This window comes from Streptomyces sp. NPDC002130, assembly GCF_040296465.1.
Taxonomy (GTDB): domain Bacteria; phylum Actinomycetota; class Actinomycetes; order Streptomycetales; family Streptomycetaceae; genus Streptomyces.
Window position 1 is genome coordinate 1 of sequence record NZ_JBEOXI010000063.1, and the last position, 26,066, is coordinate 26,066.

Sequence of the window (26,066 nt, forward strand, 5' to 3'; positions counted from 1 at the left end):
CGGGCCGGTCACCGGCCTTGTGCTTCGACTCCGGCACCAGCGCGGCGACCGCGACCAGGCCCACGACCGCGACGGGGATGTTGATGAGGAAGATCGCACCCCACCAGAAGTGGTTCAGCATCACACCGCCGATCAGCGGCCCGGCCGCGAACCCGAGCGAACTGACCGTCGACCACAGCGCGATGGCCTTCACCCGCTCCTGGTCGTCGAAGATCTGCACGACGACCGCGAGGATCGTGGTCATCAGCAGCGCACCGCCGACGCCCATGCCCGCACGGGCCGCGATCAGCTGGGCCGGGCTCTGCGAGAGCCCGGCCGCCAGCGAGCCCACGCCGAAGATCGCCAGGCCCGACATCAGCAGCAGCTTGCGGCCGTAGCGGTCGGCGGCGTTGCCCGCGGTGAGCAGCAGGCCGGACTGCACCAGTGCGTAGGCGTTCATCATCCACTGGACGTCGGCGGTCGTCGCGTCCATCTCGCGGGTGAGCGAGGGGATGGCCACGTTCAGGATCGTGTTGTCGAGCAGCACGGTGAGCTGCGCGAGACAGATGACACCGAGGATCAGCCAGCGTTGCGGGTGGCCTCCGTGCGCCGTCTGCGGCGGGGCCGTTTCCTGGGGGGACGTCGTCATGCTGTACACCGTAGAACAGTTCCTATACGGCGTACAACGAAGTTTCGGCGGAGACGGTGAAGGGCGGTGGCTTTCGGCCACCGCCCTTCGTCCGGTCAGGGGTGTGTCAGCTGCTCGCCTTCTGGGTGAGGTCGTAGAACGTGGCCGAACCGACGGTGACCTTCTCGAAGTTGGCCTCGACCCAGGCGGTGATCTGGGAGGACGTGCCGTTGCCGCTGCCTCCCATGCCGCCGCCCATGCCGCCCGAGGCGATGAAGTAGTGGATCTTTCCGTCCGCCACGTACTGCTTGAACTGGGCCAGGGTCGGGGACGGGTCGGTTCCGTTGAAGCCGCCGATGGCCATCACCGGGTCGCCGGTGGACAGCTGGTAACTCGCCGCGTTCTGGGCGCCGATGGCCGCCGCGGCCCAGGTGTACCGGTCGGCGTCGGTCTCCAGCAGCTTCTTCGCCTCCGCGCTGACGCCCGCGCCGTTGAGCAGACCGCCGACGCCACCGCCGCCGCCCATGCCTTCCATACCGCCGCCCGTACGGCCACCGTCGCCGTTCTGCTGGTTCTGGCCCTGCTGATTCTGGGCGCCGCCCGGGGCGCCACCGGGGAAGCCGCCGCCGGGGAAGCCGTTGCCCTGCTGCCCTTGGGCGTTGCCGTTGCCGTTCCGCTGGTTCTGGCCGCCGCCCGGGGCGCCACCGGGGAAGCCGCCGCCGCCCGGGCCGCCGCCACCGCCCGGGCCGCCGCGGCCGCCCGCGACCGCCGGACCCGCCGTGACGATCGAGCCGGTGTGCCCCTCGTTCACGGTGGTGAGGGTGTACGCCGCCGGACCGGCCAGCGCGGCGACGAGGCCCAGCCCGGCCGCCCCCAGGGCCAGTCGGCGGCCGAGCCGGCCGGCGAAGATCAGGCCGAGGGCCGCCGTCAGACCGCCGACCAGGACGAGCCACTTGAGCCAGGGCAGGTAGTCGGAGGAACGGTTGAGCAGGACGTACCCCCAGGCCGCGGTCGCCGTCATGGCGGCGGCCAGGGTCAGCGAAGCCCACGCCTTGTCGCGCTTCTCCCAGAGCAGCGCCGCGCCCATGCCGACCAGCGGGGCGATGTAGGGGGCGAGGGCCACCGTGTAGTACTCGTGGAAGATGCCCTGCATGTAGCTGAAGACCAGCATGGTGGTGAGCAGCGCGCCGCCCCACACCAGGAACGCGCCCCGGGTCGCCGAGGTCCGGCGGGCCTTGCGGGTGGCCACCAGCCCCGCGACGAGCAGGATCAGCGCGGCCGGGATCAGCCAGGAGATCTGGCCGCCGATGGAGGAGCTGAACAGCCGGTCCCAGCCGGTCTCGCCCCAGTTGCCGCCGGCGTTCCCGCCGCCACCGCCGCCACCGCCGCCACCGACGCTTCCGGTCTCGTCGCCGTTGAGGCGGCCCAGACCGTTGTAGCCGAAGGTCAGTTCCAGGAAGCTGTTGTTCTGCGAACCGCCGATGTACGGGCGGGAGGACGCGGGCCAGAGTTCGACGATCGCGACCCACCAGCCGCCGGAGACGACGATCGCGACCAGGGCGGCGGCGAGTTGCCCGAGCCGCTTCCGCACCGGTACCGGGGCGCAGACGCCGTAGACGAGGGCGAGCGGCGGCAGGATCAGGAAGGCCTGGAGCGTCTTCGCGAGGAAGGCGAAGCCGACCGCGGCACCGGCCCACAGCAGCCACTTCGTCCGGCCCTCCTCCAGGGCGCGGATGACGAGCCAGCAGGCCGCCGCCATCAGCAGCGCCAGCATCGCGTCCGGGTTGTTGAAGCGGAACATCAGCGCCGCGACGGGGGTGAGCGCGAGCACGGCGCCCGCGATCAGGCCGGCCGCGGGGCTGAACCGGCGGCGCACGGCCGCGTACACGACGGCCACCGTGCCGACGCCCATGAAGACCTCGGGCACGAGGATCGCCCAGGAGCTGAGGCCGAAGAGCCGCACGGACAGGGCCATGGGCCACAGGGCGGCCGGGGGCTTGTCGACGGTGATGGCGTTCGCCGCGTCCAGCGAGCCGAAAAAGAACGCCTTCCAGGACTGGCTGCCGGCCTGCACGGCCGCGGAGTAGAAGGAGTTGGCGTAGCCGGAGGCGCTCAGGTTGTACAGGTAGAGCACGGCCGTTGCCAGCAGCAGGGCGAGGAAGGCCGGGCGGGCCCAGCGGGGGTCCTCGGGGCGGCCGCGCCACAGCCGCTGCGGGAAGCGCCGGTCCGGGGCACCGGCGTGCGGCGCGGGTGCGGGTTGCGGGGACCGCGTCCGGGTGCCCCCACTCGTGCCTCTGTCGGTGATCTGTTGGTCGAAGTGGACGGTCATCGCAAGTCCCTCGCATCGGTGTCGTGCGGGCGCACCGGCAGCAACTGCACGGTGGCGTCCCGCCAGGAGTCCGCGACTTCACCGGCGCGGAAGGGGGTGGTGTCGTACGGGGACGAGGCGCCGCGTGCAGAGTCGTCCTCGCGCCGGTCGGGGAACACCCACGCCCGGAAGAGCAGGAAGCGCAGCACGGTCGCCGCGAGGTTGGCCGCGATGAGGACGGCCAGTTCGGTGGAGTGGGCGGGCTCGGAGGTCGCCGTGTTCAGCGCCGCGAGCGAGCCACTGGTCAGGGCGAGCCCGATCCCGAAGACGACCAGGCCCTGCGCCTGGTGCCGAACGGCCCCGCCGCGCCCGCGCACCCCGAAGGTGAGCCGCCGGTTGGCCGCGGTGTTGGCGACCGCCGAGACCAGCAGGGCGAGGGCGTTGGCGACCTGGGAGCCGGTGACGGCCCGGAAGCCGCTGTAGAGCAGCAGGTAGAAGAGGGTGGACAGGGCGCCGACCACGCAGAACCCCACCAGCTGGCGGGCCAGTCCCTTCGGGACGTCCACGAGGTCACGGTCGCGCGGATCGTCGCCGAACGGCCGGGCGAGCCGGTCCAGCGCGAGCGAACCGGTGGCCAGGGCCCTGCCGACCCGCCACACGCCCTTGAGGTCGTCGGTCGCGGTCTTGACGATGTGCACGGTCGAGTCGGGGTCGTCGACCCAGTCGACCGGCACCTCGTGGATCCTGAGGCCCGCGCGCTCGGCGAGCACCAGCATCTCGGTGTCGAAGAACCAGCCGGTGTCCTCGACGAGCGGCAGCAGCACCTGTGCCACGTCCCGGCGGATCGCCTTGAAGCCGCACTGCGCGTCCGAGAACCGCGCCTGGAGCGAGCCGCGCAGGATGAGGTTGTAGGCCCGGCTGATGAACTCCCGCTTGGGCCCGCGCACCACCCGTGAACTGCGGGCCAGCCGGGAGCCGATCGCGAGGTCCGAATGGCCGGAGATCAGCGGCGCCACCAGCGGCAGCAGGGCGTTGAGGTCGGTGGACAGGTCCACGTCCATGTAGGCGAGGACCGGGGCGTCCGAGGAGGACCAGACGGCCCGCAGGGCCCGGCCGCGCCCCTTCTGCTCCAGGCGGAAGGTGGTGACCTCGGGGATCTCCGCCGCCAGTTGCCGCGCCACCTGCGGGGTGGTGTCCATGGAGGCGTTGTCCGCGATCGTGATGCGGAACGCGTACGGGAACGTCCGGTGGAGGTGCTCGTGCAGTCTGCGGACGCACGGCTGGAGGTCCTTCTCCTCGTTGTAGACGGGGATCACTACGTCCAGGACAGGCGTACCGGCTGGTGCGGCCGGGAGGTGCTCCCGCGCCGGCAGGGTGCCGGGAGAAGAGTCGGTTCGCATGGAACCGACTTTCGTCAGGCGCCCTGTCGTGCCGATGTGGTGACGCTGTGGCGTGCCTGTGAGTGCTGTTGCCGGCTCATGTCCGGCTGCGGCTGCGCCGGGAGCGCGGGCAGGTGCACGGTGAAAACGGTCCGCCCGGGCACGCTGTCGACGGTCACGGCACCGCCGTGCGCGGTCGCCACGGCCTGCACGATGGCCAGGCCGAGGCCGGTCGAACCGTGGGCGCGGGAACGCGCGGAGTCGCCGCGCGCGAACCGTTCGAAGACGTGCGGCAGCAACTCGGCCGGGATGCCCTGCCCGTTGTCCTCCACGTCCACGCACAGCCAGGGTCCGCGCCGCTGCACGCGGGCGGTGACGGTCGTACCGGGTGGCGTGTGGCTGCGCGCGTTGCCGAGCAGGTTGACCAGGACCTGTTGCAGCCGGGCCGCGTCCGCCGACACGAGCGCGGGCTCGTCGGGCAGGTCGAGGCGCCAGTTGTGGTCCTGTCCGGCGGCACGGGCGTCGCTGATGGTGTCCACGACGAGCGGGACGAGGTCGGTCTGCTCGAACTGCAGGGGCCGGCCGGCGTCGAGCCGGGCGAGCAGCAGCAGATCCTCGACGAGCAGGGTCATGCGGCCGGCCTCGGACTCGATCCGGCCGAGGGCGTGCCGTGTGTCGGGCCCGACGTGCTCGCGCCCGCGTCTGGTGAGTTCGGCGTAGCCGCGGATGGAGGCGAGCGGGGTGCGCAGCTCGTGACTGGCGTCGGCGACGAACTGTCGGACCCGCGTCTCGCTCTGCTGCCGTGCGTGCAGCGCCCCGTGGACGTGGTCGAGCATCCGGTTGAGCGCGGCACCGACCTGCCCGACCTCGGTGTACGGGTCGGTCTCGGAGTCGGGAACCCGCTCGCTGAGGTTCACCTCGCCGGTGTGCAGGGGGAGTTCGGAGACCCGGGTGGCGGTGGCGGCGACGCGGCGCAGGGGGCGGGTGGCGACGCCGACCAGTACGGAACCGGCGAGACCGGCGGCGGCGAGACCGGCGCCGGTGACGCTGATCTCGACCAGGATGAGGGTGTTGACGGTGTTGGTGACATCCGTGGTCGGGATGGCCACGTAGTAGCTGCCCTTGTCACCGCTCTTGTACTCGACCCGGTACTCACCGAGGCCGGGGATGTCGACGGTCCGCAGCGTCTCCTCGGTCTGTGGCACGGAGGCGAGGGCGGCTCTCTGCTCGGAGTTCAGCGACCGCGCGGTGATGCGGTACTTGTCCTCGGAGACGCCGTACGCGGACTCGGTGATCCGGCCGCCCTCGATCTTGGCGGCGACCGTACCGCCCGGCTGCGGCCCCTTCGTGACGAAGTCGGTGAGACTCTCCACCTTGTTCTTCGCGGGCCCGTCGGTCCCGTCGTCACCGGGCTCCCGGGGTGGGCTGAGCGCGGCCCTGGACGCCGCTCCGTCGAGTTGCCCGTCCAACTGCTCGTACAGATGGGACCTGAGGGCCAGCGTCGTCACCGTTCCGATCACCGCACACACCACGGCGATCAGCACCACGGACGCGACGACGAGCCGTGTCCGCAGCGTGCGCGGCTTGCCTGCCCAACGCCTGCCCGCCCGCCGCTGCGTACCCGGCCGCCGCCGTCCGCTCATGACGCCGCGGGCTTGATCAGGTAACCGGCACCGCGCCGCGTGTGGATCATCGGCTCGCGCCCGGCGTCGATCTTCCGCCGCAGATAGGAGATGTACAGCTCGACGACGTTGGCCTGGCCGCCGAAGTCGTACGACCACACGCGGTCGAGGATCTGCGCCTTGCTGAGCACGCGCCGCGGATTGCGCATCAGGAACCGCAGCAGCTCGAACTCGGTGGCGGTCAGATGTATGTTGTCCCCGGCCCGGGTCACCTCGTGGCTGTCCTCGTCGAGGGTGAGGTCGCCGACGACCAGCGTGGAGTCCGAGCGCCGGTCGGCGGCACCGGAGCGGCGTATCAGCCCCCGCAGCCGCGCGACGACCTCTTCGAGGCTGAACGGCTTGGTGACGTAGTCGTCCCCGCCGGCCGTCAGCCCGGCGATCCGGTCCTCGACGGCGTCCTTGGCGGTCAGGAACAGCACGGGCACGTCCGGCAGTTCCCGGCGCAGCCGCCCGAGGACGGCCAGCCCGTCCATGTCGGGCAGCATCATGTCGAGGATGACGGCGTCGGGCCGGAAGTCGCGGGCGGTCTGGATGGCGCCCGTGCCGTCACCGGCACTCCGGATCTGCCACCCCTCGTAGCGCAGGGCCATGGACAGCAGCTCCGTGATCGACAGCTCGTCGTCCACCACAAGCACGCGGACGGGGCTCCCGTCCGGCCTGAGCAGTTCGGTGCGCCCCTGGGGCGAGGTCGTGGTCATGTGAACACGATGTCGAGGGCCTCTGAGAACACGCTTTCGCCAACCTGTGATTTCTCTGAGAAACACACAGGCGCTTCTCAGGGGGCGCCTGGGAAGCCCGCTCGGTTCGGAACAGGCCGGGCTGCTCAGGGAACGCCTGGGGAAGCCGGCTCGATTCAGAACTGGCCGGGCCGCTCAGGGAACGCCCGGGGAAGCCTGGACGGTTCAGAACAAGCCGGGCCGCTCAGGGAACGCCCGGGAGTCCCTGCCGGTGTCAGAACAAGCCGTCCTGCACGCCCGCGACCTCCTTGAACTGCCTGATCGGGACGGTCACTTCACTCCCCGTGGCGGGCACCAGCCCCCACCCGGTCATCAACCGCGTGTCGAGCACCACGACCCCGGCGCCGGTGGCCAGATGCAGATCGGGTCCGGCGGCCGCGACCAGCTCCCCGCCGACCGCGCCCCCGGCGACGAGCTCGCGCACGTCCCCGACGGCCACGGGCACCCCGGCGAGCCCGAACACCCCCACGTGGTCGACGACCCGCAGCGGCTCCCGTACGAGCGACTCCGGCCACGCGGGGAGCGCGACCGCCCGCTCGTACAGCTCGGCGACCTCACGGGCCCGGTCGGCGGCGGCCTCCGGCAGCGCGGCCCGCACGGCCCGCTTCTCGGCGTACGGGATCCGGTCGGGCACCCGCAGGGCGGCCCTGAGCAGCTCCTCCGTACGCCGCGCGGCCATGAGCGGACCGACGCCGAGCCAGCTGAAACAGACGCCTCCCTGTTCGAGCAGCCGCGCGCTCCCCCGCTCCCGGGCCGTGATCCCGACCTTGACCATGCCGGGTCCGAACCACGCCAGGTACACGCGGTAGGGCCGTGGATCGTCGGCGATGGTGTCCGCCGCCACCGAGTGCGCCCGGTCCAGCCGCGCACACTCCTCGCACCGGGCCCCCGTGCTCCGCCCCGGAACGACCGCACCCCGCGGGCACGCATGCCCCCGGGCCCCCACGCAGCTGCGCACGCTCCCTTCCGGGACCCCGAAGGCCACACGTTTCCCCCAGGTCAGCGCACTGCGCCGCCCGCCGCCCCACACCAGCACGGGACCATCCGCCGACCACCGCAGCCCCGAGCACTTCCATGCCTGTGCCATCTCTGCCGAGGGTAGGGGGCACCACTGACATCGGGGGGCGGCCGATGGAGGGGCGGCGGGTGAGGCCCGGCGGGTAGGGGCCGACGGTGGGAGCTGTCGGACGAGGGCCGGCCTCACCTCACGGAGTCGGCCCCTACCGCGGCGACGGTCTCCTGCTCGCCCGCGCGCTGCACCGGCATGACCGGCGGCACCGCACCCGCCGCACGCCGCCCGCGCCCAGCCAGCCGACACCCCAGGCACTCCTCGTGCCCGCCCGGCGCCGCCGAGTCCCGCACGCGCCAGCCCCACTCCGCCCGGGGCCGCACGCCCGGCCCCTTCCCCCACCCGGCGAGGTGCAGAGCCCAGGTGACGAGCAGAGCCACGACCCCGATCGCCAGTCCGCCGGCGATCAGCACGCCGGAGACGGTGCAGACTCCCAGCCCGGCCACACCCGCCCCGACCGTGCCGATGCCACAGCCGACCCATCCCGCGAGCGTGTGCCCGTGGTCATACTGATGTGCACTCACGTGCCACTCCCTCGCACCGAGGGTCCGACCCACCGAACCCCTCACCTTCTAAGACTTTTAAAACCCAAACATCTCACGAACTAAGGGATCTGGGAATGCACGCGAAGCCTCGTCCGGCCGCGACACCGGAGCAGGCGCTGTCGGCGATGGACCAGCTCATCGCGACTCACCTGGTCGGACAGCACGAGATCGCCCAACAGGTGGGCTTGAGTGTGACCGACCTCACCTGCTTCGCCTATGTCATCGAGGCCGGCGAGAACCTGCCGACGGCAGGTGACCTGGCGGCTCGCGTCCACGTCACCACCGGCGCGGTCACCGGCATCCTCAATCGCCTGGAGCGCGCCGGATACATCACCCGCCGCCCCGACCCGACGGACCGCCGCCGCATCCGCGTCGCGGCCCAGCCCGACGCGGTCGCCCGGGTGCGGGAGGTCTACGAGCCGTACTACGCCCGCCTCACGCACCTCTTCGCGGAGTACTCACCGGACGAGATCGCGGTCCTGCACGACTGGTTCACCCGCGCGAGCACGCTGGCGGCGACCTACCTGGAAGAACACTGCCGCCCGGACTGAACCAAGCCCCCGGCCGGGCACCGGGTCCCGTAGGCGCCGGCCTCTACCTGGGCTGCCGTGAGTGCCGGCTCGACCGTCGGCGCACGGTGAAGACGCAGGCGAGCATGCCGAGGGCCCAGGCGATCAGGAGGGCTCCCCACAGCGGCATGGTCACGATCGGCACGAGCAGACGGATCTCGACGTCCGAGCGGTTCTCGAAGATGAAGATCAGAGCGACCGCGGTGATCAGAACGAACGGCAGGAAGCGGCGGACGCCGGGGCGGGCGAGGAACGGCTGGCGCGCCTTGTGATCCGGGCTGGGCTGAGCCATGGAGCACCTCTCCATCACGTTGCCCCCGACTCCAGCGTCCCCTTCCACGACCCGGCGCGCCACCGACGACACGGCAGTGGCGTCCGACGGCTTGCGTGTGCCGTCGCTGCCGCCAAGGTTGCCTCAGCCCTGGCAGCCGCAGCCGCTCGCAGCCTTGGCCTCGGCGACCGTGGTCATCGGAGCAGTGGCCTGCTCGCCGGGGGTGCAACAGGCCCGTACGCCGCAACACTCGGTGGCCGCGGAGGAGTCGCCCGCCTCCGTTCGGACGGCGGGCTTGACCGCGCGGACGATCGCGGAATGCATGCCGTCGGCAACCGGGTGGGTGGGAGTGATCTCGACCGCCGTGAAGCCGGCCGCCTCCAGTCCCCGGCGGTATTCGGCGAAGGACAGAGCACCGGCGATGCAGCCGACGTGGTCGCCGCGCTCCGCCCGCTGCTCCGGGGTGAGGGTGTCGTCCGCGACCACGTCTGAAACGCCGATTCGGCCCCCGGGCTTCAGGACGCGGAAGGCCTCGGCGAACACGGCCGGCTTGTCGACGGACAGGTTGATCACACAGTTCGAGATCACCACATCGACGGTGTTCGCGGGCAGCGGGACGGACTCGATGGTGCCCTTCAGGAACTCGACGTTCGTCGCGCCCGCCTTCTCGGCGTTGGCCAGGGCCAGAGTCAGCATCTCGTCGGTCATGTCCACCCCGTACGCCTTACCGGTGGGGCCGACGCGTCGGGCGGAGAGCAGGACATCGATGCCCCCGCCCGACCCCAGGTCGAGGACTCGTTCGCCCTCGCGCAGCTCCGCGACGGCGGTCGGGTTGCCGCAGCCGAGCGATGCGGCGACAGCCTCGGCAGGCAAGGCGTCGCGCTCGTCGGCGGCGTAAAGGGTCGAACCGAAGCTCTCGTCGACCTCGACCGGCTGTGGCCCGCAACAGGCCGTGCCGCCCTCGGTGACCTTCAACGCCGCTGAGGCGTAGCGCTGTCGGACGGTTTCACGCAGGTCGGTGGACTGCTCGCTCATGACTCACTCCCTGGTGGCGGGGCCTGGCAGGGCCCCGGAACGGCCTGTATTGACGTTCATTGATGCAACCTTGCGCCTTGAATCGAAAAACGTCAACATAGAGGAATGTCGAATCAAGAGCTTGAGGTGATCGGCCAGGACGCCGCCTGTTGCGCGGGCCTGTCTGCGGCGCCACTGGACGATGCCCAGGCGGCCGAACTGGCGAAGGTGTTCAAGGCCCTGGGCGACCCGGTCCGGCTGCGGCTGATGTCGATGATCGCCTCCCGCGGGGAGGGCGGCGAGGTCTGCGTGTGCGAGCTGACCCCGGCCTTCGAGCTGTCCCAGCCGACCATCTCCCACCACCTCAAGCTGCTCCGGCAGGCCGGGCTCATCGACTGCGAGCGACGCGGGACCTGGGTGTACTACTGGGTGCTGCCCGGCGTCCTGGACCGGCTCGCCGCGTTCCTGTCCGCGCCGCAGAGCGCCGGAGCAAGCGCATGACCGCGCCCCTATGGCGCCGGCTCGCCGCTGAAGCCGTAGGAACCGGGTTGCTGGTGGCGATCGTGGTCGGCTCCGGCATCCAGGCCGCCGAACTGTCGCGTGACGCGGGCGTGCAACTGCTGGCCAACTCCCTCGCCACAGTCTTCGGTCTAGGCGTACTGATCACGTTGTTCGGGCCGGTCTCCGGCGCACACTTCAACCCGGCCGTCACCCTTGCCGCCTGGTTCACGGGCCCTCGCAAGGCCGACGGCCTCACCCTGCGAGACGTGAGCGCGTACGTGTCCGTACAGATCGCCGGGGCCATCGGCGGGGCGATTCTCGCCGACGCAATGTTCGCCAAGCCCCTCATCAAGTGGTCCACGCACGACCGATCCACCTCCGACCTGTGGCTGGGCGAGGTGGTCGCCACGGCCGGGCTGGTTCTGCTGATCTTCGGCCTTGAGCGCATCGGCCGAACATCCCTCGCGCCGACAGCGGTGGCCTCGTACATCGGGGCCGCCTACTGGTTCACCTCTTCCACGTCGTTCGCGAACCCGGCAGTGACCATCGGCCGGGCCTTCACCGACACCTTCGCCGGCATCGCCCCCGCCTCCGTCACTCCGTTCATCGCGGCCCAACTGGCCGGAGCTGTTCTCGGGCTGGGCGCGGTCATGGCGGTGTTCGGACGTCCTGCCCCCTCCGGGGAAGAGGTCGTCGTCGCACACGGAGAACGCGAACTCGCCTCCCCCTGACCCATCCGCCCTCCCGGAAAGACGCCCGCCATGAGCACTCCCGCCTCCCGCCCCTCGGCCCTCTTCGTCTGCGTCCACAACGCGGGCCGCTCCCAGATGGCCGCCGCATTCCTCACCCACCTCGCGGAGGGCCGGGTCGAGGTGCGTTCGGCTGGTTCCGCCCCAGCCGACGCGGTCAACCCGGCCGTCGTTCAGGCCATGGGCGAGGTGGGCATCGACATCTCGGCCGAAGTCCCGAAAGTCCTGACCACCGACGCCGTTCAGGCCTCAGACGTGGTGATCACGATGGGCTGCGGCGACGCCTGCCCCGTTTTCCCCGGTAAGCGATACCTGGACTGGCAGTTGAAGGACCCGGCGGGACAGGGCGTCAGCGCGGTCCGGCCCATCCGGGACGAGATCGAGCAGCGCGTGCGTGGGCTGCTCGCCGAGCTGGGCATTTCGGCTCCGGCATGACAAAGCCAGAGGCCCTGTGGATTACTCCACAGGGCCTCTGGTCTGCTGTGCACTCGGCAGGATTCGAACCTGCAACCTTCTGATCCGTAGTCAGATGCTCTATCCGTTAAGCTACGAGTGCTTGTTCTGTTTTTTCGCCGCTCTCGGGCCTTCCGGCTCGCTCGCGGCGACAGGAAGAACATTACATGACTGCCGCCGCCATGTGAAATCCGTTAGCCGCACCCCTTGTGAGCTGCGAAAACGTCACTTCAGGCCGCACTTCCGAGGGCAACGACAACGAAGCCCCGGTCGGGTGACCGGGGCTTCGTGATCGAGTGCGGAGGCGGAGGGATTTGAACCCTCGATGGGCTTTAAGACCCAAACCGCATTAGCAGTGCGGCGCCATAGACCGGACTAGGCGACGCCTCCAGCATCACTCCCGCGCGAGCGCGAGCGGTGCGTGCCGATGATGACACAGTCGAGCGTGCTGTCACCAATCGACCCCCACGGTACTAGGCGGGACGGGCACGGGGCAAAGACCTTGTCAGGCCGTGTGGCCCCCGCTCGGGCGTCCCCGCGCAACATCCGTGGCCCCGTCGCGTTAGGCAGGGCATGTTGCGTGCCACTCCCCGGGCCACCGCCCGCCCCGTCCTGCGGCGCTTCCTCGTCGGCGCCGCCACCTCCGTCGCCGTCGCCGGGTCGCTGACCGCGGTGCCCCCGGCCGCGTATGCCCAGGCCGACGGAACCGCTCTGCTGTCCCCGACCAGGCCCGGCGACGGCCCGGGCCGGGATCACCTCACCGTCACCGTGCGGAACGCCGGCGGCGGGGCCGACGGAACGTTCGAGCTGTACTGCAACCCCGACGGCGGCAGCCACCCCGACCCGGGCGGCGCCTGTGACGTCCTCGAGCGGGACACGCGGTGGGGGCAGGACGTCTTCGCGCCCGCACCGGAGGGCGGCTTCTGCACCATGCAGTACGGCGGCCCGGCCACCGCGCACGTCACCGGCACCTGGGCCGGACGGCCCGTCGACGCCACGTACGACCGCCGCGACGGCTGCCAGATCTCCCGGTGGGACCGGCTCGTGCCGCTGCTGCCGGGAATGGGAGGCAACCGAGGCGCCAAGGCCTGAGCCACCCGTGCGTAAGCCCGTCGGTCCGTACGCCCGCCCCGTCCGTTCACCCCACCCCGCCCGTCCGCTCGGCACGGCACTGCACCGCACGGCGGCCCGTGCTCGGCGGCTGGGCGTGGGGTGGCAGGACGGCGGGCCGTCGGGGCGACAGGCCTTCGGGGCGACAGTCGTCGAGGGGGCGAACCCCTGAGCGGCGTCCTGCCGCCTCACGCCGCGCATCCCATTTGCGCCACTCTCCGCCCCCATCACGCCAGCCCGGCCAAAAGGTACAGAAAAGCCGTCGTCGTAAAGGTCTCGCGAAGGTCGCGCGACGTCGTCGCAGGAGGGCGGGCGTTTGACGGTTACCCGGTCGTCAGTTCGGGGTCACTTCCTCGTGCGACCTCCCTCTCATCCGGCGTCGCGAGCGCAACCGCAACCCTTAGACTCCCTCGCGTGACACGCCGCGGGACGGTTGGCAAGATGGCCCGAGCGGTCGGCAAGGTGCGGTAACAGGGAGGAAGCGTCTCGTGAGCAGCAGGCCATCCCGAGGCGCTGCTCGCCTCGCAGCCATACTGGACGCGCTTCCCGACGCGTTGGTCCTGGTCAACGCCAATGGCACGGTCGTCAACGCCAACACCATCGCCCTGGAGGCCTTCGAGACCCCGGGGACCGCTCTGGTGGGGCGCGGGCTGCTCGATCTGCTGCCGCAGTTCGACTCCAAGCTCATCCCCGGCTCCATGCGGCGGCCTGAACACCTCGATCCACACGCCCGGACCAAGCCCACCCGGATGATCGCGCGCAGGACCGACGGGACCGAGTTCCCCGTCGAGGTCACCAGTGCGAATCTTGAGAACGGGCAGCAGGCCTACGACGGTTACGGCTACACCGGCGACGAGCTGCTCATGCTCGTCGTGCGGGACCTGTCCGGGACCGTCGACACCGAGGCCGAGCTCGCCCGGTCCCAGCGGCAGACCGAGATGATCCTGCGGGCCGCGGCCGAGGGCGTCGTCGGCACCGACACCGACGGGCGGATCGTGCTCGTCAACCCGGCCGCCGCCCAGATACTGGGTTTCCGGGCCAGCGACCTCGGCGGGCGCGAACTGCACGACCTCGTGCTGCACTCGCGCGCCGACGGCTCGCCCTTCCCGTACGAGGACTCGCCGCTCGCCGACACCCTGCGCTCCGGGCGCAAGCACCGAGTGCGCGGGCAGGTGCTGTACGCCAAGGACGGCCGCAAGGTGCCGGTCGACCTGACGACCGCGCCCGTGCGCGACGGCGACCAGCTCGTCGGCGCCGTGATGACCTTCACCGACCGGCGTCCCTACGACGCCGTCGTCGAGGAGAAGGAAGCGGCGGAGAAGCGTCACGCCGAGGAACTGGAGCGGATCGCCGAGGAGCACGCCTCCGAGCTCACCGCGCTGCGCCAGCAGCACGTCACCGAGCTGGAGGAGCTGACCGAGCGGCACGCCGAGGAACTCGCCGCCCACGAGGACCGTTACGCGGCGCTCGGAGAGCGGGAGAAGGACCGGTTCGAGGCGCTCGCCGCCCGGCACGAGCAGTTGCTGACCCTGCTCGGCCGGTCGCTGCGCGGGCCCCTGGAGGAGCTGCGCCGCGAGCTGGCCGCGCTCGCCGCCGACGACGCCGGGCAGCTGTGGCCCGAGGCCAACCAGGTGCTGCACCACCTGTCGGCCGGCTATGCGCGCATCACGACACTGATCGACAACGTCCTCGGGTACCAGCGGCTCGACGCGGGCAGCGAGAGCGTCGCCCGTACGAAGGTGATGCTGGACGCCGTCGTCGCCGCCGGGGTCGACGGGGCCGTCGAGCTCATCGGGCCCGGGCGGGTGCAGTTCGCCGTGCACGCGCCGCCCATCGAGGCCGAGGTCGATCCCCGGCTGCTCGCGACCGCGCTCGCGCATCTCGTCGCGGACGTGGCGGGGGTCGACGCGACCGGCAACACGCCCGTGTCGGCGGGCGGTTACCTGGACAACACGGTCGTGGTGGCGGCGGCGCAGCGCGGCGAGGTCGTACGCATCGAGGTGCGCGGGCCGTACGCCGGTGGCGACACCGTGCACGAGCCCATCGTGCGCGGGATCGTCCGGGCCCACGGCGGTGTGCTGCAGACGCATGACGTGCCGGGGATGAGCGGGAGCGCGTACGTCCTCGAGGTGCCGATCGGGGGCGGGGCCGGGGCGGTCGCCGTCCAGCCGGTGGACGAGTCCGCCGCGCTCGCTCTCGTCGATCCCGCTCTCGCCGACCCCGCTGCCGTCGACGCCGCTGAGCAGAGCTCCGGTGGCGGGCGGCGCCGGGCGCGGCGGGCCACCACCGATGCCTTCCTGGACGGAGACGTTCCGGGTGGTGAGGGCGACGGGGCCGGTGCTCCCGGAGTCGAGGGGACCGGTGGCCCCGGAGCCGACGGGGCCGTTCCCACCGGGCGCCGCAGGCGGCGGGCTGCCGGGGAGCCGGCCGCTCTTCCGGCGCAGGCCTCCGGTGAGGACGCCGCGGCGGACGGCCCGTCCGGCGGCACCGGGCGTAGGCGGCGCGCGGCCGAGGAAGCCGGTGCGGGTGCCGTCGGCAGTGCCGTCCAGGGCATCGCCGAGGGGGCCGTGGTGACGGCCGCCGAGCACGCGGCGGGGACCGCCGCCTCGAACACGGGCCTGGGCGGAACCGTGCCACCGCAGGGCGTGCCCGCGCCGTCCGGGCGACGGGCCCGGCGGGAGCCCGGTGAGCAGGCGGCGCTGCCGCCCGCTCTGCCCGCGCCGTCGTCCGGCGGTGACGCCGACGGTTCCGCCGATGCGGCTGAGGGCCAGGGCCGGCAGCCGACCGGGCGTCGGCGGCGTGCGCTGGCCGCGGCCAACGAGCGGGCGGCCGCCGCGCAGGAGGCGGCCGGGCCGCGTCCGGTGTTCGCGCTGCCGCCGGCCGGGTCCGATCAGACTCCGCCCCCCGCCCAGCAGGAAGCCCCGGCCCAGGCCGGCCAGGGGCAGCAGGTCACCGGCGGACCCGTCGGAACGCCGGGTGCCGCACCGGATGCGGTGCCGGATGCAGCGCCGGGTGCGGTGCCGGGTGTCGTGCCCGTCCAGGGGCAGGTGCCAGGACAGGGGCAGGTGCCGGTCCAGGGGCAGCCGCAGCAGGCCGTGGCGGGTCCCGGGGCGCCCGGCGCCGGTGACGGGGCCGCCGATGAGGGGCGGCACGATGCCGTTCCGCACGACCAGTCCGCCGATCACACTCCGCCGCAGCCGCATCCGACCAGTGCGCCGACCGGCCGTCGGCGACGGGCCGTCGCGGCGCCGCAGCCGGCCGAGGAGGCCGGAGCGCCGGTGCCGGCAGCTGCCGACCAAGTGGGGCCGGTACCGGCGGGTTCCGCACCTGTGGGTCCTGTGCCTGCGGGTGCCGTACCCGTGGGCCCCCCGGCGGCAGGGCCCGTGCCTCCGGGTTCCATGCCTGCCGCTTCCTTCCCGGCAGGGCCCGTGCCCGCCGGAGCCGCGCAGGGCGTTCCCGCGCAGCAGGACGCCACCGGCCAGGTCCCGCTGGGGCAGGCCGCGCCCGTGCAGGGCGGTGTCGCCGCCGCCCCCGTTGCGCCGGGTACGGCCGTGCCGCAGCAGGGCGCGCCGGTGCCCGCGCAGGGCAACACCGTTCATCCGCAGGGGAACGCCGTACCTCCGCAGGCACACGCCGTGCCGCCGCAGGGCGTGTCCGTACCCGCTCAGGGTGGGCTCGGGCAGAGTGTGCAGGCGGCCCTCCCGGGGCAGGTCCTGCAGCCTCAGGCCCCGGCCCGGCCCCTGCCGCAGCAGGGCGTCGCCGTACCGGGTCAGCAGCCCGCCGCCGGCCGGCCGCTCCCCGCGGAGGCCGCTCCGGGGCAGGGCGCCCCACCCCAGGGCGCGCCCGCCCAGGCGACTCCGCCTCAGGGGACCCCGGCCCAGGGAGCTACGGCTCCGGGCACGAACGCCCACGGCACGAACGCCCACGGCACCCCGCCGCACGGCGGCACCCCGGCCGCCCGGCCCTGGCCCGCCGCCGACGACACGTCGGGGACCGGGACCGCGCACCCGGCGCCCGCGAACGGCGCGCCGCCCCGGGCCGCGCAGCAGCACACGCCCGCGCCGGGCACGCCGCTGCCGCCGGAGGGCGCGCCGCGGGCGGCTCAGCCGTTGCCCGCGGAGGCCTCGGCACCCGTCGATCCGAACTCCACGCACGGGCGGGCGATCAGCGTGCGGACGCTCGGCCAGGGTGTGCCGTTCACCCGGCAGGCGGCCCAGGTCCAGCAGCCGTCGGCCGTATCCGTCCCGCAGTCCGCCGTCCCGCAGTCCGCCGCGCCGCAGTCGGCGACGCCTCCCCCGCACCAGCCGGGCGGATCGGGCCGGCGCCGCAAGCTCGGCACGCCGCCCGACCCCGCGGCGCGTACGGACCAGGCGGCCCGCCCGGAGCAGGGGCAGCCGCGTCCGGCGGGCCAGGGGCCCCGTCCGGAGCAGGCCGCGCGGCCGCATCCGGCGTCCGACCACACGCCGCCGCCGGTCGCCGCACAGGTCCCCGCCCCGGCCACCGCACCCGTCCCGGCACAGCCGTCCCTCGCCGGTCAGTCCCGCCTCGCGCAGATGACCGAGGGCGGCGGACGGTCGTACGCCATAGGCGCACCGGATGAGAACGCCGCAGAGGGGCCCGAGCCGCTGGACGGGCCCGGTGGGGCGGTCGAGGTGGCCGATCCGCCGCGGCCGCAGCCGATGGACGACGAGTTGCCGCCCGAGCCGCTGGACAACCCGCGGCGGCTGCTGGTGTGGCCCGCGCCGGACGTCAGCACCCAGCAGGCGTTGAGCGACCGCGGCTACCGGCCGGTGATCGTGAACTCGCGCGAGGAGGTCGACGCGCAGATCGCGGCGTTCCCGGCCGCGCTGTTCGTCGACCCGCTGACCGGGCCGATCACGCGTACGGCACTGCAGTCGCTGCGGCAGGCCGCCGTGGCCGCCGAGGTGCCCGTGCTGGTCACGGCCGGGCTCGGGCAGGCCTCGCGGGACGCGGCGTACGGCGCCGATCCGGCCGTGCTGCTGAAGGCACTGGCGCCGCGCGACACCGAGCAGCACCCGCCGCGGGTCCTGCTGATCGAGGAGCACGCGGAGATCGCGCTGGCGCTGACGGCGACCCTGGAGCGGCGCGGGATGCAGGTCGCGCGGGCCGCGAGTGACGCGGACGCGGTGACGCTGGCGGGACAGTTCCGGCCGAACCTGGTCGTGATGGACCTGCTGCAGGTGCAGCGGCGGCAGGAGGGGTACGCCGGGATCGTCGACTGGCTGCGGGCGAACGGGCAGCTCAACCGCACCCCGCTCGTCGTCTACACCGCCGCCGTCGACCAGGCCGATCTGCCGCGGCTGGCATCCGGGGAGACGGTGCTGTTCCTCGCGGAGCGGTCGACCAGCAACGAGGTGCAGTCCCGGATCGTCGATCTGCTCAGCCGGATCGGGACCAACTAGCAGGTCTGGGCCGGGTCCGCGAAGTCCGCCTGCCCCACGGGCGAGCGCCGGGACTTCGCGGCATGACCTAGCGTGCCGTCAGCCGGCGCGCCGCCTCCTTCACCGACGCGCGCAGGCGGTCCCGGTCCGGCTCGCCCTCGCCGACCAGGATGCGCCTCATCTGCGGTACGACGGCGGTCCAGTTGGCGAGGGCGGTCAGCAGGAAGAGCAGGTCGGCCGCCGGGATGGCGTCCGTGACGACGCCCCGGTCCTGGCCGTCGCGAAGGGCGGCGACCTTGCGGGCGTAGTGCTCCTGGCGGTCGGACTCGTGGGGCAGTTCGGTGCTGCCGTACTCCAGGCCCTCCCAGAAGAGCAGACGCAGCAGCTCCGGATGGGCGGCGTGGTAGTCCATCAGGCGGTCGATCCAGCCCTCGATGTCGTCCGGGTCGACGGGGACGTCCTCGGCGAGGTGGAGCATCTTCTTCTCGAGGACGATCGCGAACAGCTCCGCCTTGTTGCCGAAGTAGGCGTAGATGAGCTGCTTGTTGGCCTTCGCCTCGGCGGCGATGCGGTCGATGCGGGCGCCGGCGATGCCGTGCCGTGCGAACTCGGCCACCGCCGCCTCGAAGATCCGGGCCTTGGTGGCCTCGGGGTCCCTTGCTGCCATGGGGGAGAGGGTAGCGCGCCGGGTAACCAACTGTTTGGTTGACAGGGAATGGCAGGGCGGCCCAGACTGTTCCCCCATCAGCCAACCAACCAGTTAGTTGTTAGAGCCGACTCCAAGGAGTCCCCTCCCATGCCGTCAGCGACCACCACCGCCCCGTCGGCCACGAGCCCTGTGCGACAGGCTCGTACGCCGGCCCCCGGCCTCTTCCTCACCCTGCTCGCCGTGTGCAGCGCGGTCACCGCCGCCAACATCTACCTCGCCGCGCCGCTGCTGCCGCTCATGGCCCGCGACTTCGGCTCGGCACCCTCGGCCATCGCCTGGATCGCCTCGGTCGCCCAGCTCGGCTACGCGGTCGGCCTGCTGTTCTTCGCGCCGCTCGGCGACCGTGCGAACCGGCGCCGGCTGGTCGCCGGGCTCACGCTCGTCACGGCGCTCGCGCTGGGGGCCGGTGCGGCCGCGCCGGGCACCGGGGCCCTCGCGGTCGCGATGTTCGTCGCCTCGGCGGCCACCGTCATCCCCCAGCTGCTCGTGCCGCTGGTCGCCGAGCGGGCCCCCGCCGAGCGGCGTGCCCTGCACGTCGCGGCGGTCATCGCGGGCCTGTTCGCCGGCATCGTCGGGGCCCGGGTGCTGGGCGGGCTGGCCGGGCAGGCCTTCGGCTGGCGGTGGGTGTTCGCCGGTGCGGCCGTGCTCACCCTCGCCCTGGGGCTCGCGACGGCGGTGGTCCTGCCGTCGCGGCAGCGCCGGGAGGGCCCGCTGTTCGCCGGGCTGGTCGCCCTGCCGTCGGTGCTGCGGAGCTCGCCGGAGCTGTGGCGGGCGTGTGTGCGGCAGGCCGGGATATTCGGTGCGTGGAGCGCGCTGTGGACCTCGCTGGCGCTGTTGCTGACCGGACCGGCGTACGGGCTGTCCACCGCGGCCGCCGGGCTGTTCGGCCTGTTCGGCCTGACCGCGAGTGCGGTGGCGCCGCTGGCGGGCGGGCTCGTGGACCGGTTCGGGGCGGCGCGGGTCGTGCGGTCGGCGTATCTGGTCGCCGCCGTGTCCCTGCCGCTGTTCTGGCTGGGCGGGCGGGTGCTGGGCGCCCTGTTCGCCGCCGCGATCGCGGTCCACGCGGCGCTCGTCGCCTCCCACGTCGCCAACCAGACCCTCGCGCTGACCGCGACCGCCACCCCCGCCACGGCCAACACCGCCTATGTGGTCGCCGGTTTCGCGGGCGGCGCGACCGCTTCGGCCCTCGCGGGGGCCGCCTTCAGCCACTTCGGCTGGGGCGGGGTGTGTGTCGTGGCGGGGGTGTGGCTGGTGCTCGGGTGGGGCGTGACCGCCGTACGACGGTGAGGTGCTGCCGTACGGCGGTCCGCGGGCGGGTCAGAGGCTGGTGACGTCCAGCTCCCCCTGCGCGTACTGCCTGCGCAGCACCTTTTTGTCGAACTTTCCAACGCTCGTCTTCGGGACCGCCTCGATGACCGTCCAGCGTTCCGGGAGCTGCCACTTGGCGATGTGGCCCTCGTCGGCGAGGAAGGCGCGCAGGGTCTCGAAGGTGGCGGTGGAGCCCTCCCTGAGGACGACCGTGGCCAGCGGGCGCTCGCCCCACTTCTCGTCGGGGACCGCGACGACCGCCGCCTCGGCGACGTCGGGGTGGGACATCAGCGCGTTCTCCAGCTCCACCGACGAGATCCACTCGCCGCCGGACTTGATGACGTCCTTGGCCCGGTCGGTGAGGGTGAGGAAGCCGTCGGGAGAGATGGTGCCGACGTCGCCCGTCTTGAGCCAGCCGTCCTCGCTGAACTTGTCGGCGGGGCGCAGCGGCTCGCCGTCGGGCCCGTTGTAGTAGGCGCCCGCGATCCACGGGCCGCGTACCTCCAGCTCACCGGCCGACTCCCCGTCCCAGGGGAGGCGTTCGCCGCCGGGGCCGGACAGGCGGGCCTCGACGCCGGCCGGGAAGCGGCCCTGGGTGAGGCGGTAGGCGAACTCCTCCTCCGTGCCGACCACACCAGCCGGCGGACGGGCGATCGTGCCGAGCGGGGACGTCTCCGTCATGCCCCAGGCGTGGCAGACCCGCATGCCCAGCTTGTCGAAGGCCTCCATCAGCGAGGGCGGACAGGCCGAGCCGCCGATGGTGACCTGGCCGAGGGAGGAGACGTCACGGGGGTTCGCCGTCAGCTCGGCGAGCAGGCCCTGCCAGATGGTGGGGACGGCGGCGGCGTGTGTGGGCTTCTCGCCCTCGATCATCGCGGCGAGGGGGGCCGGCTGGAGGAAGCGGTCCGGCATCAGCATGTTCACGCCGGTCATGAAGGTGGCGTGCGGCAGGCCCCAGGCGTTCACGTGGAACTGGGGGACCACGACCAGCGAGGTGTCCTGGTCGGTCAGGCCCATCGACTGGGCCATGTTGACCTGCATGGAGTGCAGGTAGATGGAGCGGTGGCTGTAGACCACGCCCTTGGGGTCGCCGGTGGTGCCGGAGGTGTAGCACATGGCGGCGGCCTGGCGTTCGTCCAGCTCGGGCCAGTCGTACGAGGTCGGCTTGCCGGCGATCAGGTCCTCGTACTCGTGGACGCGGACGCTCGCGCCGGCGAGGAGGGAGCGGTCCCCGGGGCCGGTGACGACCACGTGCTCGACCGGCTTCAGGTGCGGCAGCAGCGGGGCGAGGAGGGGGAGCAGCGAACCGTTGGCGATGATCACGCGGTCGGCGGCGTGGTTGACGATCCAGGCCAGCTGCTCGGGAGGGAGGCGGAGGTTGAGGGTGTGGAGGACCGCGCCCATGGACGGGATCGCGAAGTAGGCCTCGACATGTTCCGCGTTGTTCCAGGCGAGGGTCGCCACGCGCTCGTCGCCGGTGACGCCGAGGTCGTCCTTCAGCGCGTGCGCCAGCTGGGCCGCGCGGGCGCCGATCTCCGCGAAGGAGCGGCGGTGCGGCTCGTCCTCACCGGTCCAGGTGGTCACCTGCGACGTCCCGTGGATCGTCGACCCGTGGGTCAGGATCCTTGAGATCAACAGCGGTACGTCCTGCATGGTGCTCAGCACGGCGTCCTCCCGGGGGCGACTTTGCCTACGCGGTGGTAAAGGTTGCGCTGATTCTGCGCACATACCACGCGGTATGTCACTAGGACCGGATGATCGATCAGATCACGCCATGCCGGAGGGGCAGCTCACAAACGGCCGGGGAACCGCCTCACTGACGGACAAGTCCCAGCTCAGCGTCCTCGCGGAGCTTGCCGATCGCCCGGGAGACGGCCGACTTCACCGTGCCCACCGAGACGCCGAGCACCTCGGCCGTCTGGACCTCGCTGAGGTCCTCGTAGTACCTGAGGACCACCATCGCCCGCTGCCGGTCGGGCAGCCGCATGATCGCCCGCCACATCGCGTCGCGCAGCGCCTGCTGCTCGGCGGGGTCGTCACGGCCGGGCACCGGGTCCGGCTCGGGCAGCTCGTCGCAGGCGAACTCGTCGACCTTGCGCTTGCGCCACTGCGAGGTCCGGGTGTTCAGCAGCGCCCGGCGCACATAGCCGTCGAGGGCGCGGTGGTCCTCGATGCGCTCCCAGGCGACGTACGTCTTGGTGAGCGCGGTCTGCAGCAGGTCCTCCGCGTCGCTCGGGTTGCCGGTGAGCGAGCGGGCGGTACGCAGCAGCACCGGCTGGCGGGCCCTGACGTACGACGAGAACGACGGGTAGGGAAGGGTCTGCGCCGCTGGTCCGGCCGCCTTCGAAGCGCTCGAGCAGACGAGTGTGGTCATGGCTCAACGCTATGAGCGGGGGCACGGCGAGCGGATCGGCCGCAGGTCCCGAAGCGGGGTCCCCCTCAGGTTGTACGGGTAGGGGTTGCCGCACCTCCTGTAGGTGGAGCGAAGGGCCCGCGGTACTGCGGGTTCACCCCTGGGGGTCCGCGGTCAGGACCAGTCCCGACGTCGGCACACCCGTCCCGGCCGTCACCAGGACCCGCTCCGCTCCCGGTACCGGGTTCGCCGCCGTGCCCCTGATCTGCCGTACGGCCTCCGCGATGCCGTTCATGCCGTGCAGGTACGCCTCCCCGAGCTGCCCGCCGTGCGTGTTGAGGGGCAGTCGCTCCTCGGCCACGAAGCCGGCGGCCTCGCCGGGGCCGCAGAAGCCGTACTCCTCCAGCTGCATCAGCACGAACGGCGTGAAGTGGTCGTAGAGGATCCCCACGTCGATGTCGGCCGGGGCGAGCCCCGAGGTGCGCCACAGCTGCCGGGCGACGACCGCCGCCTCGGGCAGGCCGGTCAGGTCGTCGCGGTAGTAGCTGGTCATCTGCTCCTGGGCGCGTCCGGCGCCCTGGGCGGCCGCGGCGATCACGGCGGGCGGGTGGGGCAGGTCGCGGGCGCGTTCGGCGGAGGTGACGACGAGGGCCTGGCCGCCGTCCGTCTCCTGGCAGCAGTCCAGCAGCCGCAGCGGTTCGACGATCCAGCGCGAGGCGGCGTGGTCGGCCAGAGTGATGGGCCGGCCGTGGAAGTGGGCAGCCGGGTTGGTCGCCGCGTACTTCCGGCCGACGACCGCCACGTACCCGAAGGCCTCCGGGGTGAGCCCGTAGGTGTGGAGGTAGCGCTGGGCCGCCATCGCCACCCACGAGGCCGGGGTGAGCAGGCCGAACGGCAGCGACCAGCCGAGGGCCGCGCCCTCCGCCGAGGGTTCCCGGTGCCGCACCCCGGAGCCGAAGCGGCGGCCCGAGCGCTCGTTGAACGCCCGGTAGCAGACGACCACGTCGGCCACGCCCGCGGCGATCGCCAGGGCGGCCTGCTGGACGGTGGCGCAGGCCGCGCCGCCGCCGTAGTGGACCCGGGAGAAGAAGGAGAGCTCCCCGATGCCCGCCGCCCGGGCGACGGTGATCTCGGGGCTGGTGTCCATGGTGAAGGTGACCATCCCGTCGACGTCGGCCGGGGTCAGCCCGGCGTCCGCGAGGGCCGCCCGCACCGCCTCGACGGCCAGGCGCAGTTCGCTGCGGCCCGAGTCCTTGGAGAACTCGGTGGCCCCCACACCGACGACGGCCGCGCACCCGCCGAGACCGCCCCGCGCTCGCCCGCTCATACCTGGACCGCCCGCCCTCTCCCACTCATACCGAGTCGCCTCCTGCTCCAGTGGAGACGCCTTCTCCCGCTCCTGCCGGGACCCTGACCGTCACCGTGCCCGTGACGTGTTTGCCGAGGCCGTTCGCGCCGGTGATCCGGACCGTCGCGGTGTCGCCGTCGACCTCCTCGACCGTGCCGGTCAGCACCATCGTGTCGCCGGGACGGTTGGGCGCGCCGAGCCGGATGGCGACCCGGCGCAGCTGCGCACGCGGGCCGAAATGGTCCGTGATGTAGCGGCCGACCAGGCCGTTTGTCGTCAGGATGTTCATGAAGATGTCGGGGGAGCCCTTCCGCCGGGCGAGCTCCGGGTCGTGGTGCACGTCCTGGTAGTCACGGGAGGCGATCGCCCCGGCGACGATCAGCGTGCGGGTGATCGGGATCTCCAGCGGCGGGAGCCGGTCCCCGGGCTTCACGGCGTCACCCCCTGGAAGACGGGCAGCACCAGCTCGTCGTCGTACCGCCGGAACTCCAGCCGTACCGGCATGCCGATCCGCACCTTGTCGTACGGCACCCCGACCACGTTGCTGACGATCCGCACGCCCTCGGCGAGTTCGACCAAGCCGACGGCGTAGGGGAGCTCGAAGGCCGGGAAGGGCGGGTGGTGCATCACGACGTAGGAGTAGACCGTGCCCTCGCCGCTCGCCTCGACGGTGTCCCAGTCCGGGGAGCCGCACGTGTCGCAGCCCGGCAGCCAGGGGAAACGGAGGGTGTCGCAGGCCGTACAGCGCTGGATGAGGAACTCGTGGCGGGCCACGCCTTCCCAGAAGCCGGCGTTGTCGCGGTTGACGACGGGGCGGGGGCGGCGTTCCGCCGGTGGCGAAGACCGGTGGGCAGGGGCGTACTTGAGGATGCGGAAGCGGTGGATTCCGGCCGGCTCGCCGCCCGCGCGGACGTCCGTGCGGGTCGTGACGAAGTAACCCGTTCCGAGCTTGGTGACCTTGCGGCCGGACACCGACTCGATCACCGAGTCGAAGGTGATCTCGTCCCCCGGGCGCAACGGGCGCAGATACTCCTGTTCGCAGTCGGTGGCGACGACCGCGTCGTGGCCCGACGCGTCGAGCAGGGCGAGGAGTTCGTCGTAGGCCGCCGTGCGTTCCGGGCGGCGGGTGAGACCGGCCATGGTCCAGGCCTGGAGCATGGTGGGCGGCGCGATGGCGTCCGGGCCCGTGTACGCCGGGCTGCTGTCGCCCATGGCCTCGCACCAGTGCCTGATCATCGGCTCGTTGACGGGGTCGCGGCCGACCCCGGTGGCGGCGGCCGGCAGGCCCTCGTAGGCCTTCAGGCGCGCCTCGAACTCCTCGTGGACCTCCGGCTCACCACTCACAGTTTCTGACTGTCCGTCAGCTTTCGTGGTCCGTCAAGGCCCGTAAACGTCCCCACCAAGCCCCGCGGACGCGAAAACGCCTGCGCGGCGGTACCGGAGTACCGCCGCTCAGACGTTTGTGACCCCACGAAGCACACCCCCACGGCACCCGGGCCGGTGCCGGCGCACCGGCCCGCTCAGCTCACCACCACAGCGGGGTGAAGTTGACGGCGGTGTCCGCGTTTTCCTGGTTGACGACCGTGAACTCCGAGCCGTTGACCTGGGCGGTGTTGCTCCGATTCGAGGCGCCGTCACCGAGGGCCTGCTGCTGGGTGGTGGCCGCGTTGCCGAAGTTGTCGCCGCCGACGCCGCTGCCGAGGATGCCCTGCTCGGTCTCCGTGGCGGACGCGATGGATCCGTTGTCCGCGAAGGCGCCGTTGTCCGCCGTCGCGACGCCGGTGAAGAGGGCGGCTGCGAGCGGAAGGGCGGAGACGGCCGCGATGACGCGGGCGGTACGGATGCTTGCCATGTTTCTTGTCCCTCCAGGACTGATCGGTCGGACCGAGGACGCACCGGCTCGTGACCGTTCGGTGCGTGATCCACTGTTGTCACCAGGGAAGTTGGCCGAC

General features: G+C 72.4%; 23 protein-coding genes and 2 tRNA genes. 7 read left to right on the forward strand and 18 right to left on the reverse strand.

Annotated elements, in window-relative coordinates; all coding sequences use genetic code 11:
- The 7 genes from ABT116_RS14800 to ABT116_RS14830 form a co-directional block, all read right to left on the reverse strand.
- Nucleotides 1-628: MFS transporter (locus ABT116_RS14800; RefSeq protein WP_351632624.1), on the reverse strand; the 628-nt coding region annotated here is incomplete at its 3' end.
- A gap of 106 nt (nucleotides 629-734) precedes the next feature.
- Complete coding sequence (locus ABT116_RS14805; protein ID WP_351632627.1) at nucleotides 735-2,936, reverse strand: ArnT family glycosyltransferase; 2,202 nt, start codon at nucleotides 2,934-2,936, stop codon at nucleotides 735-737.
- The gene (locus tag ABT116_RS14810) at nucleotides 2,933-4,315 is read right to left on the reverse strand and encodes a bifunctional glycosyltransferase family 2/GtrA family protein (RefSeq protein WP_351632630.1); all 1,383 of its coding nucleotides are present in this window, start codon (nucleotides 4,313-4,315) and stop codon (nucleotides 2,933-2,935) included. Before ABT116_RS14810 ends, ABT116_RS14805 begins: the two co-directional genes overlap by 4 nt.
- A 14-nt stretch (nucleotides 4,316-4,329) precedes the next feature.
- Complete coding sequence (locus ABT116_RS14815; protein WP_351632633.1) at nucleotides 4,330-5,937, reverse strand: HAMP domain-containing sensor histidine kinase; 1,608 nt, start codon at nucleotides 5,935-5,937, stop codon at nucleotides 4,330-4,332.
- Complete coding sequence (locus ABT116_RS14820; protein WP_351632636.1) at nucleotides 5,934-6,674, reverse strand: response regulator transcription factor; 741 nt, start codon at nucleotides 6,672-6,674, stop codon at nucleotides 5,934-5,936. The genes ABT116_RS14815 and ABT116_RS14820 overlap by 4 nt, the downstream gene beginning before the upstream one ends.
- Nucleotides 6,675-6,927: 253 nt before the next feature.
- Complete coding sequence (locus ABT116_RS14825) at nucleotides 6,928-7,800, reverse strand: DUF2797 domain-containing protein (protein ID WP_351632638.1); 873 nt, start codon at nucleotides 7,798-7,800, stop codon at nucleotides 6,928-6,930.
- A 113-nt stretch (nucleotides 7,801-7,913) separates the two neighbouring features.
- Nucleotides 7,914-8,306: an HGxxPAAW family protein gene (locus tag ABT116_RS14830; RefSeq protein ID WP_351632640.1), complete on the reverse strand. Its 393-nt coding sequence runs from the start codon at nucleotides 8,304-8,306 to the stop codon at nucleotides 7,914-7,916.
- 95 nt (nucleotides 8,307-8,401) lie between these two features.
- Between ABT116_RS14830 and ABT116_RS14835 the strand changes: the two genes are divergently transcribed.
- Complete coding sequence (locus ABT116_RS14835) at nucleotides 8,402-8,878, forward strand: MarR family winged helix-turn-helix transcriptional regulator (RefSeq protein WP_351632643.1); 477 nt, start codon at nucleotides 8,402-8,404, stop codon at nucleotides 8,876-8,878.
- 43 nt (nucleotides 8,879-8,921) lie between these two features.
- Here the strand turns inward: ABT116_RS14835 and ABT116_RS14840 are convergent, their stop codons facing one another.
- Together ABT116_RS14840 and arsM are read right to left on the reverse strand one after the other, a co-directional pair.
- The gene (locus ABT116_RS14840) at nucleotides 8,922-9,188 is read right to left on the reverse strand and encodes a hypothetical protein (protein WP_351632645.1); all 267 of its coding nucleotides are present in this window, start codon (nucleotides 9,186-9,188) and stop codon (nucleotides 8,922-8,924) included.
- Between the two features lie 123 nt (nucleotides 9,189-9,311).
- Nucleotides 9,312-10,202, reverse strand: coding sequence for an arsenite methyltransferase (gene arsM / locus ABT116_RS14845; protein ID WP_351632648.1), 891 nt, complete (start codon nucleotides 10,200-10,202; stop codon nucleotides 9,312-9,314).
- Nucleotides 10,203-10,307: 105 nt separating this feature from the next.
- Here arsM and ABT116_RS14850 point away from each other — a divergent pair, with 105 nt between their 5' ends.
- Genes ABT116_RS14850 through ABT116_RS14860 form a run of 3 tightly spaced genes read left to right on the forward strand, consistent with a single transcriptional unit; the run spans nucleotide 10,308 to nucleotide 11,866 of the window.
- A complete protein-coding gene (locus tag ABT116_RS14850; RefSeq protein WP_351632651.1) occupies nucleotides 10,308-10,682 on the forward strand; it encodes an ArsR/SmtB family transcription factor in 375 nt (124 codons plus the stop codon).
- Entirely contained in the window at nucleotides 10,679-11,413 is a 735-nt protein-coding gene (locus tag ABT116_RS14855) for an aquaporin (protein WP_351632654.1), read from the forward strand. The genes ABT116_RS14850 and ABT116_RS14855 overlap by 4 nt, the downstream gene beginning before the upstream one ends.
- Nucleotides 11,414-11,443: 30 nt before the next feature.
- Nucleotides 11,444-11,866, forward strand: a complete 423-nt coding sequence (locus ABT116_RS14860) for an arsenate reductase ArsC (RefSeq protein ID WP_351632657.1) — start codon at nucleotides 11,444-11,446, stop codon at nucleotides 11,864-11,866.
- Nucleotides 11,867-11,914: 48 nt separating this feature from the next.
- Here the strand turns inward: ABT116_RS14860 and ABT116_RS14865 are convergent.
- Nucleotides 11,915-11,987: transfer RNA gene (locus ABT116_RS14865), tRNA-Arg, on the reverse strand.
- Nucleotides 11,988-12,183: 196 nt separating this feature from the next.
- A tRNA-Ser gene (locus ABT116_RS14870) sits at nucleotides 12,184-12,274 on the reverse strand.
- A 183-nt stretch (nucleotides 12,275-12,457) separates the two neighbouring features.
- Here ABT116_RS14870 and ABT116_RS14875 point away from each other — a divergent pair.
- Together ABT116_RS14875 and ABT116_RS14880 are read left to right on the forward strand one after the other, a co-directional pair.
- Nucleotides 12,458-12,976: an SSI family serine proteinase inhibitor gene (locus ABT116_RS14875; protein WP_351632659.1), complete on the forward strand. Its 519-nt coding sequence runs from the start codon at nucleotides 12,458-12,460 to the stop codon at nucleotides 12,974-12,976.
- A gap of 506 nt (nucleotides 12,977-13,482) precedes the next feature.
- Nucleotides 13,483-18,417: a hybrid sensor histidine kinase/response regulator gene (locus tag ABT116_RS14880; protein ID WP_351632661.1), complete on the forward strand. Its 4,935-nt coding sequence runs from the start codon at nucleotides 13,483-13,485 to the stop codon at nucleotides 18,415-18,417.
- Nucleotides 18,418-18,484: 67 nt separating this feature from the next.
- Here ABT116_RS14880 and ABT116_RS14885 read toward each other — a convergent pair whose 3' ends face one another.
- The gene (locus ABT116_RS14885; protein WP_351632664.1) at nucleotides 18,485-19,063 is read right to left on the reverse strand and encodes a TetR/AcrR family transcriptional regulator; all 579 of its coding nucleotides are present in this window, start codon (nucleotides 19,061-19,063) and stop codon (nucleotides 18,485-18,487) included.
- A 129-nt stretch (nucleotides 19,064-19,192) separates the two neighbouring features.
- Between ABT116_RS14885 and ABT116_RS14890 the strand changes: the two genes are divergently transcribed.
- Nucleotides 19,193-20,392: an MFS transporter gene (locus ABT116_RS14890; RefSeq protein ID WP_351632667.1), complete on the forward strand. Its 1,200-nt coding sequence runs from the start codon at nucleotides 19,193-19,195 to the stop codon at nucleotides 20,390-20,392.
- Between the two features lie 30 nt (nucleotides 20,393-20,422).
- On the opposite strand, the gene ABT116_RS14895 is transcribed toward ABT116_RS14890, so the two are convergent.
- From ABT116_RS14895 to ABT116_RS14920, 6 genes are all read right to left on the reverse strand, one after another.
- Nucleotides 20,423-22,066: a long-chain fatty acid--CoA ligase gene (locus ABT116_RS14895; RefSeq protein WP_351632703.1), complete on the reverse strand. Its 1,644-nt coding sequence runs from the start codon at nucleotides 22,064-22,066 to the stop codon at nucleotides 20,423-20,425.
- A 160-nt stretch (nucleotides 22,067-22,226) separates the two neighbouring features.
- Entirely contained in the window at nucleotides 22,227-22,787 is a 561-nt protein-coding gene (locus ABT116_RS14900; protein ID WP_351632669.1) for a SigE family RNA polymerase sigma factor, read from the reverse strand.
- Between the two features lie 133 nt (nucleotides 22,788-22,920).
- Complete coding sequence (locus ABT116_RS14905; RefSeq protein WP_351632672.1) at nucleotides 22,921-24,093, reverse strand: lipid-transfer protein; 1,173 nt, start codon at nucleotides 24,091-24,093, stop codon at nucleotides 22,921-22,923.
- A 25-nt stretch (nucleotides 24,094-24,118) separates the two neighbouring features.
- Nucleotides 24,119-24,547: a MaoC family dehydratase gene (locus tag ABT116_RS14910; RefSeq protein WP_351632674.1), complete on the reverse strand. Its 429-nt coding sequence runs from the start codon at nucleotides 24,545-24,547 to the stop codon at nucleotides 24,119-24,121.
- Nucleotides 24,544-25,458 carry a bifunctional MaoC family dehydratase N-terminal/OB-fold nucleic acid binding domain-containing protein gene (locus ABT116_RS14915; RefSeq protein ID WP_351632677.1) on the reverse strand — a complete coding sequence of 305 codons (915 nt, stop codon included), beginning with the start codon at nucleotides 25,456-25,458 and terminating at the stop codon, nucleotides 24,544-24,546. Before ABT116_RS14915 ends, ABT116_RS14910 begins: the two co-directional genes overlap by 4 nt.
- A 181-nt stretch (nucleotides 25,459-25,639) precedes the next feature.
- Nucleotides 25,640-25,966, reverse strand: coding sequence for a hypothetical protein (locus ABT116_RS14920; RefSeq protein ID WP_351632680.1), 327 nt, complete (start codon nucleotides 25,964-25,966; stop codon nucleotides 25,640-25,642).
- Nucleotides 25,967-26,066 lie beyond the last annotated feature (100 nt).